The organism is Vagococcus fluvialis (assembly GCF_048815235.1).
GTDB lineage: Bacteria > Bacillota > Bacilli > Lactobacillales > Vagococcaceae > Vagococcus.
This window is the reverse complement of the sequence record NZ_JBMEAO010000035.1, coordinates 1-9,407: the sequence shown is the minus strand read 5'-3', so window position 1 is coordinate 9,407 and position 9,407 is coordinate 1. Positions and strand designations below refer to the sequence as shown.

General features: G+C 30.3%; 11 protein-coding genes. 7 read left to right on the top strand and 4 right to left on the bottom strand.

The genetic code is table 11. The annotated features are described in order from the left end of the window. Positions 1 to 145: 145 nt before the first annotated feature. Positions 146 to 1,612 (bottom strand): ribosomal protection-like ABC-F family protein, encoded by a 1,467-nt coding sequence (abc-f, locus tag ACODH8_RS14410; protein ID WP_420517804.1) that lies wholly within the window; start codon positions 1,610 to 1,612, stop codon positions 146 to 148. Between the two features lie 423 nt (positions 1,613 to 2,035). Here abc-f and ACODH8_RS14405 point away from each other — a divergent pair, with 423 nt between their 5' ends. From ACODH8_RS14405 to ACODH8_RS14380, 6 genes are all read left to right on the top strand, one after another. Further along, on the top strand, positions 2,036 to 2,437 hold the full coding sequence (locus ACODH8_RS14405) for a hypothetical protein (protein ID WP_126796614.1): 402 nt from the start codon (positions 2,036 to 2,038) through the stop codon (positions 2,435 to 2,437). A gap of 556 nt (positions 2,438 to 2,993) precedes the next feature. Continuing rightward, the gene (locus tag ACODH8_RS14400; protein WP_420505286.1) at positions 2,994 to 3,923 is read left to right on the top strand and encodes a replication initiation protein; all 930 of its coding nucleotides are present in this window, start codon (positions 2,994 to 2,996) and stop codon (positions 3,921 to 3,923) included. Between the two features lie 675 nt (positions 3,924 to 4,598). Further along, positions 4,599 to 4,943: a plasmid mobilization protein gene (locus ACODH8_RS14395; protein WP_318589910.1), complete on the top strand. Its 345-nt coding sequence runs from the start codon at positions 4,599 to 4,601 to the stop codon at positions 4,941 to 4,943. Then, positions 4,925 to 5,812 (top strand): relaxase/mobilization nuclease domain-containing protein, encoded by an 888-nt coding sequence (locus ACODH8_RS14390; protein WP_318589909.1) that lies wholly within the window; start codon positions 4,925 to 4,927, stop codon positions 5,810 to 5,812. The genes ACODH8_RS14395 and ACODH8_RS14390 overlap by 19 nt, the downstream gene beginning before the upstream one ends. A gap of 17 nt (positions 5,813 to 5,829) precedes the next feature. Beyond that, positions 5,830 to 6,279, top strand: a complete 450-nt coding sequence (locus ACODH8_RS14385) for a hypothetical protein (RefSeq protein WP_318589908.1) — start codon at positions 5,830 to 5,832, stop codon at positions 6,277 to 6,279. A gap of 9 nt (positions 6,280 to 6,288) precedes the next feature. Next, positions 6,289 to 6,879 carry a hypothetical protein gene (locus tag ACODH8_RS14380; RefSeq protein WP_311873857.1) on the top strand — a complete coding sequence of 197 codons (591 nt, stop codon included), beginning with the start codon at positions 6,289 to 6,291 and terminating at the stop codon, positions 6,877 to 6,879. A 164-nt stretch (positions 6,880 to 7,043) separates the two neighbouring features. Here ACODH8_RS14380 and ACODH8_RS14375 read toward each other — a convergent pair whose 3' ends face one another. From ACODH8_RS14375 to ACODH8_RS14365, 3 genes are all read right to left on the bottom strand, one after another. Then, a complete protein-coding gene (locus tag ACODH8_RS14375; RefSeq protein WP_174118100.1) occupies positions 7,044 to 7,127 on the bottom strand; it encodes a type I toxin-antitoxin system Fst family toxin in 84 nt (27 codons plus the stop codon). 299 nt (positions 7,128 to 7,426) lie between these two features. Further along, a complete protein-coding gene (locus tag ACODH8_RS14370) occupies positions 7,427 to 7,699 on the bottom strand; it encodes a hypothetical protein (RefSeq protein ID WP_207028981.1) in 273 nt (90 codons plus the stop codon). 389 nt (positions 7,700 to 8,088) lie between these two features. Beyond that, entirely contained in the window at positions 8,089 to 8,436 is a 348-nt protein-coding gene (locus ACODH8_RS14365; RefSeq protein ID WP_207028983.1) for a hypothetical protein, read from the bottom strand. A gap of 226 nt (positions 8,437 to 8,662) precedes the next feature. Here ACODH8_RS14365 and ACODH8_RS14360 point away from each other — a divergent pair, with 226 nt between their 5' ends. Beyond that, the gene (locus ACODH8_RS14360; protein ID WP_207028985.1) at positions 8,663 to 9,376 is read left to right on the top strand and encodes a helix-turn-helix domain-containing protein; all 714 of its coding nucleotides are present in this window, start codon (positions 8,663 to 8,665) and stop codon (positions 9,374 to 9,376) included. Positions 9,377 to 9,407 lie beyond the last annotated feature (31 nt).

Sequence of the window (9,407 nt, the reverse complement as noted above, 5' to 3'; positions counted from 1 at the left end):
TGATTTATGTTAACTCTGACGATTTTAAGAGAAAAATACAGAGAATTACTTTAGAAAATATTTAAAGCCTTCAGAATCATTCTGAAGGCTTTTTAGCTATTAATAATAGGGATTATGTTAATCAAATGTTTAAATAATTATTTTTTTAGATTTGCTTTAAAATATAGTCTTCAATTTTATATGTTACCTCGGCAACATTTTTTATAAAATAAGGATCATGGGAAGTGAATATTACTGTTCCATTATACGCTTTTATCAATTTCTCTAATGCTTCTATTGTTTTTAAATCAACAAAATTAGTAGGCTCATCTAATATTAGTACGTTAGATGGTTTAGTAAAAAGCATTGCTATTTGAACTCTTGTAGATTCTCCTCCACTCAAGTCCTTAACAGATTTTAAAACTTCTGATTGAGAAAAACCTAAATTATTCAGGATACTTCTGACTATTGATTCTTGATATTCCGTTTGATTCATTAAGTAACTTAGAATAGACTCATCATCAAATACTTTATAAGACATCTGATGATATGTCGAAAAAATTACTTTAGATGATACTATTATTCCTTCTTCTTTTCTTAATATACTCTTTAAAAGAGAAGTTTTACCTACACCATTATTCCCAATAATAGCTATTTTTTGTCCTAATGAAAATTGAAAATTGCACTTATCAAACAGAATCTTTTCACCTTTTTTAAGATAGAAATTATCACCCATAATCGGAAATTTATTATGCAACTCTGTTGTTTGACTTGGTGGAAAGATGATTTCGTTTTGAGTATATATTTTTTCCATACCACCTAACTGATTTAAACGACTTTCCATTGCTTTAGCAGTCTTTTGTTGTCTTTTTTGAACAGTATCTTTTTGCTTAGATGATGCTAATCGATCAGGTCTAATACTTTTATTTTTCTTACTGTTTGAGACGTTACTACTCTTTTCAGCTTGCTCTTTCTTTTTCTTAATTGCACTTTCTAATCGTTTTTTCTCTTTAATAAACTGTTCATTACTATTTTCAATTTCTACTAGCTTTATTTGTTTTTGTTCTAAATAATCATCATATGTCCCTCCATATTCATACACAGTTCCATTTTCAATTTCCCATATCTTATTTGCTAATTGATTTATGAAGAAACGATTATGACTAACAAATATGAGTGTTCCATAATGATATTTCAACTCATCGATTAAAACATTTACGCTTTTGTTATCCAAATGGGTTGTTGGTTCATCCAATAATAATCCCATTGAATAGCTAGATAGTAGCTGTGTTAAACGATATTTAGTTTCTTCTCCACCACTCAATGTTTCTATTTTGTTTTTAGGAACTGAAAAATTATTTAATAATTTCCAATCTATATTATCTGTATCTATTAACTCTTCAGTTTCAGCTATTTGTTCAAACAATTTAAACTCTATTTCTTTTTGAACAATCCCAGAATCTTGCTGTACAGTTCCAGCAATAATTTCTAATAGAGTTGACTTACCTTGTCCATTTGCCCCAATAATAGCTATACGATCTCCATTGTAAGCTGATAGATTTTCAATAGATAAAATATCTTTTGCTCCATATTTTTTGTTAATATTACTTAGTTTTACTGTTAAATTTTCCATTTTGTATTCCCCTTTATACTAGATAAAAGGAAAAAGTGTATCAAAAAAAGACCTAGAACATTCCTACATCTTGCCATTTCAATTAATTATTTTAGATAGAAAAGTATACACTTATCCCTTGAAATTGCTTTACCTAGAATTTTGAATTTTATTTAATTATTTATTCAAAACTTTATTACGCAATTTCATAGATGCTATCATTACTTTTCCTCCTTGTTTAATTATGTAACTAAAGAAATAGTAGCATGAAAGAATTTTTTTATAAAATATTTCAACTTATATTTTAAATCAAATTACTTAGTATAATTTGATTTATGTAAACTTTTAAAACCTTCAGAACTTATCTGAAGGTTTTTTATTGCTCTTTATTTGATGTAACATGAATGTTACTATGATACGTAACAAAGATACGAGGTGTGTTACATGAAAAGTACAAAGCAAATTGCTGATATATTAGGTGTTTCTAAGATGACTGTGTATCGATTTATAAAATCAAACAACATAACAGAAACGTCACAAGATGGACGTACTTTGTTATATGATGATACATCTGTAAACCTTATAATAAAGGGGTTATCTGATAAAACAGACGTAACAGATGTTACACCTAATGATACATCTGATTTTAAGGAAGATTACGTTATTAAACTTGAAGAAATGAATGTTTTTCTAAAAAAAGAAATTGAAGATAAAAATAATCAAATAGAATCCCTTCAGACTATCTTAAACCAGCAACAACAATTATTACTTTACGAGCAACAAAAGAATACAAAATTACTTGAAGAGAATATAGAAAATAAAAGATGGTGGCAGTGGTGGAAATAAAATAGCTTTTTATTCTTATCATTTGCTACTGATTTTTAATCTAGGGTTGTTAGGGTTTACCCTGACCGTCTGAAAGACGTTTTACTCATCAAACTAACAGTTTTATCTAAATGAGCTTAAACAGCTCTTTTTTGCGTTTTAAGGCTATTGAATTGGTTCTTTAGAGAAACGGTTTAGGTTTTAGCGAAGGAGCGTAGAACGACTGCTGCAAGTTAAATGTGAGAGTGCTTTTCTCTCACTCCTTTTTTATATCCTTTAATCTTACGCATAGATCATTTTTTATAAAAAGAAGATCCTTTTTAGGTGGGAAAAATAGGTTCCCTCTTTTATAATTTCTTTTAAACCTCTTTTAAACCTCTTTTAGACACCACTTGAGCCCAATAGTACCAACGGTCTACAGATGTTTTAAACTACATTTTGTCTGTTTATCAACTACATTTTGTCTGTTTATCAACTACATTTTGTCTGTTTATCAACTACATTTTGTCTGTTTATTGACTACTAATTAAAACTACAGTATTATTAAAATGTAGTTTTAATTAGTGGGAGGTCTATTATGCCAAACGAGATTATTAAATATCATACTGAATTAAATACAATTCCTTTAAGAAAATTTACTCCTGTTGAAATGAATTTGTTTTTTTCGATTGTTTCTAGGATGCGTGATAAAGATACTCAAAAGGTTCAATTTACTTTTGATCAATTAAAAGATTTAAGTAATTACAAAGCAACAGCTAATGTCAGATTTATTGATGATTTAGAAACTACTTATGATAAATTAATGGATTTGCGATTTGGTCGACGTAGTGCCGATGGACTAGAGCGAGAACGCTTTGTCATGTTTAATGAATTTCAAATCAAAGGGAAATCTGATGTACCTTATGCAGAGATTCAAATTCATGAAAAAGCCTTACCTTTGTTGAATAACTTAGATGAATGGGTTAGGTATTCACTTCAGCAATTTACTGAATTACAAAGTAGTTATTCAAAAACTATGTTTCGTTTATTAAAACAATTTAGAACTACTGGCTATGCCTATTTTTCTAAAGAAGATTTTTTTGAGCTACTAGATATTCCCAAAAGTTATTGGAACAAGCCAGCTAATGTAGATTCAAGAATTTTAAAGCCAATAAAAGAAGAACTTACTCCTCTTTTTAGGGGGTTAACAATTAAGAAAAAACATGGCAAAGGTAGAGGGAAACCTGTCATAGGTTATCAATTTTCTTTTAAAGCTGAAGCAAAAAATGCGGATGATTTTTCTAAAAACTCTCAAGAAGAAAAGAGAAAAAAATTATTTAACATTGAACATAACTCAGAGTTAAACCAAGAAGAAAAATGGCGCGCAAAAGATCGCGCATTAGGGTTAAAAATCGGAACACATGAATCAGATTTTAAAGCGCAACAAGAAAAAAAGGAACAGGAACTTTTATCTGAAATTCAGAAAAAAGGACTCCTGGAAGATTTACAAAAAGGATTTTTAGGTTGAGGTATTTTCGTTTCTTCAGAACGAAAATGTCAGGATTTTTTAGAGCGAAAACCAATAGGTTTTATCGCTCTTTTTTTGTGCTAAAAAGTGATAACGTTTAACACAAAAATGAGTGCCTTTTTCTGAAAGAAAATAGGGACGAAGTGAGGTCGTTTTCCTTTAGGAAAACGAGCGAAATGAAACGAAAAATAATAGGCGAACAGACTATTTATTTTTCGTTTTGGGGGATTGGGGGCTACCCCCAACAAGCGAAAATGTATCACGAAGTGGTACCATTTGCACTGCTTGCCATAAACTCGAATACATTGTAAAATGTAGGCGAGTAGTTCTCTTTGAATAATGTGACCGACCAGGGAACAATAGCCATAGAGAACCCTCTTTTGAAGGCGACTGAATAAGGAGCGTTCAAAGAGTTTATCTTGCGAAAAAGACGAGCGAATAGTGAGTGTTTTTGCTAGATAAAAAGGACTAAAAAAGTGACTGAACAAGGAACATTTTTAGGCATATTTTTCTTTTTGTAGGAGTGAATACGACACAAAAAACGACAAAGAAAAGCAACCGAATAGGGCGCTTTGTCTGTCGTCTGGGTAGCGATTGCCAAAAAGCAATTCGTTAACCAGTGAACGATAAAATCGATTGAAAATCGACTTTTGAAGAGAAAAGGGGTGAGCTTATTTGAGCAGTAAAGAACTGACACAAGTTAAGTTTCGTTTAAACGCTGAAGAACTAGAAGTATGGCAACAAAAAGCTAATGAGCGTAACATGACTCTGCCAAAATTTTCAAAACAAATTGTTAACCAGGTCATCACGCAGGGTAAATTAAAACAACCTAAGATTAATCAGGAACAAGGAGCTGAAGTCATTACTCATTTAGCTAAACTTGGTGGCAATGTTAATCAGATTGCTAAGTGGTGTAACATGAACAAAAATAGTGCAACTAGCACCCAAATAGAACGACTAGAATATAATTTAGAACGTGTTCAAAAGGAGTTAGAGTTGATATGGCAACAGTTAAAGTAAGCACTACAAAAAATGGCACGAGAGCTATGAACTATGCTGAAAAAAGAGCGACAGTTAAAGATGGTTTAAACTGTGAGATTAACAATGCTAAAAATGAAATGGCCACCGTAAGAAGTTTTTATAATAAGACAGACAACATACAAGCTCACTTAGTCATTCAATCTTTTAGCCATGAAGAAAGCCAACAGCTAGGTGCTGAAAAAATCAATCACTTAGGAATTGAATTAGCTCAAAAAATAGCTCCGAATCATCAAATAGCTGTTTATACGCATACAGACAAAGAGCATTTTCATAATCATATCGTGATGAACTCGGTTAGTTTTTCTGATGGCTCTAAATATCATCAACATCACTTTTTTGATCACGTTAAAGCATTGAATGATAAGTTAGCCAAAGAACATGGACTTAATATCGTGACTGAATCAGCCTTAGAACGCAAAACAATGGCTGAAATTAAGTTAGAAAAAAAGGGGCAGATTCCCTGGAAACAAGAAATCAGAAATGCAGTAGATAGTACCATGGAGGACTTCTCTGTTAACTCATACGAGCGATTTAAAGCTAGTCTGAATGAAAAAGGGGTAGACGTGACCGTTCGAGGAAAAAACGTCACTTATGAGTTATTAGATAGCAAAAATAAGGTGCGAGGGGTTAAATTAGGCGAAGATTATCAAAAAGAACCTATTTTAACTGAACTAAGCAGACGTTCTAACCTGGGACTTCAGCAAACTATGTCAGCTGAAGCAAATCAAATGCGTTCAAACGAGTTGCGAACAGCAGCTAACCAGGAAAGACAATATCAAACAAGAGAAAAAGAATTTCAGAAAGAGATACAACAAGAGCGCTATATTGATAGAGGATTTAGTTTATAACGAAAGGAAGATAATATATGAGTTGGAGTGACCAAAATGCTGGTGCTTTTCAAGAACAATCTGATATAAACGTATTAAAACAAAATTATGCTAATGCTGAACTAGCTTACCAAGCATTAAATCGTGATTACAAAGCAACTTTAACTGAATTAAAAAAGACGCAACAAATGATTACTCAATTAAACCAAAAAACAGTTGATACAGACCAAGCATTTGAGCAATTAAAACAAGATTTGGTTGAAAAAATGAATCGAATTAATCAATTAACTTCGTTAAATCAACATCAGTTTGACCAATTATCTCAACATAAACAAGGTTTAGATAGAGAAGTTTCGATAATAGTTAATGAAGAAATAGAGAGACAAAAGGCTGATATTATTCGAATGGATCGCTTTACTGAATATTTCCCGACAGTCCTTTCTTTAATTGCCTTAGCAAGTATCTTATATTTTATTTTTGGAACGTAGGTGATTGATATGTGGCTTTTTTATGGATACAAATTTTTATTACCTGTTTTAATCGCAATTATCAGTCTGTTTATCTTTATCACCTGGCGAGAAGATAGAGTTCATCATGGTTGGTGGCTTGCCTTTTTATTTTTCAGTTTAAGCCTGGCACTAGCAATTCCAGTAAAAGCTAATCCTTTTCAAAATAACCTAAACAACTATGAAGAAAGTAAAAAGATAGTTCAACAAATAAACGGCCTTTACTCAAAGGAATGGTTAGAACCTGTGATACTTAAAGAAAACATCACTAAAAAAGATATTGAGAATTTCGAAAACAAAATAAAAACATTATCGTCAAAAGGACAACAAAAGAAAGCTAAAAAAGCTATCGAAACAGCTTGGGACGGTTGGAATAATCAACAAGCTGCTTTATTTTTTGCTGAAAATCTAGGGTGGGAGTCTGACGTATTTTATGATACACCTCATCTATCAACCATCAATGTTGATAGCATTCCACAAGCACACAAGCTACTAGATAAGTTAAAAGGTAGTTCTTTAAGGTCTACACTAGCAACTTTTTTAGATGGGTGTGAGGAACTGATAGCCAGTGAAGACTACTAAATTTTTTGATTGGATTTTGAAGACATGATATAATAAAGGTGCGAAACGAGATAGATTCCAATGAGTAACACAAAAGCCCAACCTATAGCGAGTAGGTTGGGCTTTTCTTTGCACTTGTTGCGAATACAAGCGTGTGAGTTAGATAGCAACTTGCTTGCTATCGTCTAATCATCTAACCAATGATCAACTAACGTGATTATTAGTCCCACTAAAAGTGGTGCGATAACTAAAGATATAACGGATTCCATGAGTAACACCCCCTTACGGGGCAAGTTGCCGTTAATTAGTATATCATAACCACTTATTTACTAGGTTCAATTTATTTAATATTGCCAGTAACATTAAACTTAAAAATAACAAAACACCTCTAACTAACAACTGATGATTTCACTAAGTCAAAAAAAGAAGAACCTTGTTAAATCAAGGTTCTTCTTTTTGATTTTAGGTAGACAAGTTGGTTTTCACAATCTTATGGTCTGTAACCCTTGTGGTTGTTGCTACTTGTTTTAATAGAGATTATGTCTACCTAACAGTTAAATAACTAACTTTACATTTTCACATCATTCCAAATGTCTTTAATGCTTTTCCCCTCTATTCTTCCGTTTTCAAAAAGTTGTTCTGGGGTTTTAAATTCTTGACTAATTTTATTTGTCGCATCTGTCAAATAGTGATTTTCACCATAACTAATCCAATATTCTACATCATTATAATAAAAATTAAGTTCTTCTCCAATGTTTACAATCATATCAAAAAACTCTTCATAAGGCATATCTGTTTTTACAGGTCTCCTAACGAATCGTTTATTACTTCTACCTCTCATTATTTACCTCCCTGTTTTAGTAATAACAAATAGTATTTTACGTATGATAGTTTATATTTTATAAGGTTTAATCATTTTATTATATCATGTAATTTAACTTGGTATAATGCCCTATTATGTCTACCTATGAGTTAAATAACTATTTTTTTAGTTTTTCTAATAACCAAAAAATTAATTCAATCATCAAAATTATTATAAACAAACATAATCCAATTAAAAGTACAGGGAGAACTATGTCTATAAAAGGTGATAACATTATGGGACTTGAAACAATATCGTTTAAATAGTTATCAAATGGGTAAAAAAGGGTGCAACTAATAATTATTGATATTATAATTATGGTTATTTTTAACCATAAACGAAATTCTATCCACTTACTATCTATATTTTTAAGCATATATAATTCTTAATTTTGCTATTCTGTATTTTTTAAAAAAACCTTTTTCTTCTACATAGTCAATGTGAAAATCTTTTATAACATAATTATTATTCTGGAATTCTTCAAGTAAATTATTACAAAAATTATTAAAATTATTATCAAAAGAAATATCACTTAAGTCTTGATATCTATCAAGTATATAATCCATACAAAAAACATGTTTATTCCCATTTGACAGCCTAATATCTTCATATTTTTTTAAATCCAGAAATACTTCATTAGCTAACCGTTTGGATTCCTCTCTTATTTCCTTCTCATATTCATCTTCATTTATATTATCCTCTTTTGAATCAATCATTTTATACCTCCTTATACAACTTCAAAAAGTATAACATCTTTTATCCAATATATTTAACTTAGTATAATGCCACAACATATTAACTAAATTTCTAATTATCTATAAACTCCCCCTAAAACAGCCATGTCAGAAACTCTGACTATGATATTTTGTTGCTTATAGATTCACTGTCTTGTTAAAATGGATTGGTTGATTCTTAATGGAGATATACGAGAGGTGATTATCTATGAAGATTGGAAATGAAATAAAAACAAGAAGAAACGAACTAAATTTAACTCAAGAAGACTTAGCAAAAAAATTAAATGTTTCTAGAACTGCGGTATCTAACTGGGAACAACAAAGAAACTATCCTGATATTGAGTTGCTTGTTACTATTTCTGATGAATTAGATATCTCTCTTGATAAATTATTAAGAGGTGATTCAAAAATGGTAAAAGAGCTGAGTTTTGATTATAAGAAAAAGAAAAAGTATAAAGTAATAATATTGATTTCCACAATAATAATATTAATATTAAGTTTTCTCACTATTTACATTTGGACTAACCAACCTAATTTGTTTAACTCTACTGATTTAGTCATTGAAAATATAAAGAAAGTTGAAATTCCTGAGCAAACAATTGATGGAAAAACTTTCAAAAAAGACTATAAATATATTATTAAAGTTCGATCTAAAGCTAAATTTAAAACTTTTTCTATTACTGATGGTTCCGGAAATATTTATAAAGAAGATGATAAAGTATATGTCACATTTCAGGCTAAAAATACACTAAATGTATTCTCTGATAAAGTATCTGAACTTGTGATATCTAACTTTTCTAGGCAATCAGATTTAGAAAATCCAGATAACTTAAATCTATATAACATAGATAAAGACATTTACATCATGGGTAATTCAAAAAAAGATACAAAATTAATCCTTTCAAAAGATAAAAATCAGTAGTTTCACTTGGTATAATTTGATTTATGTTAAC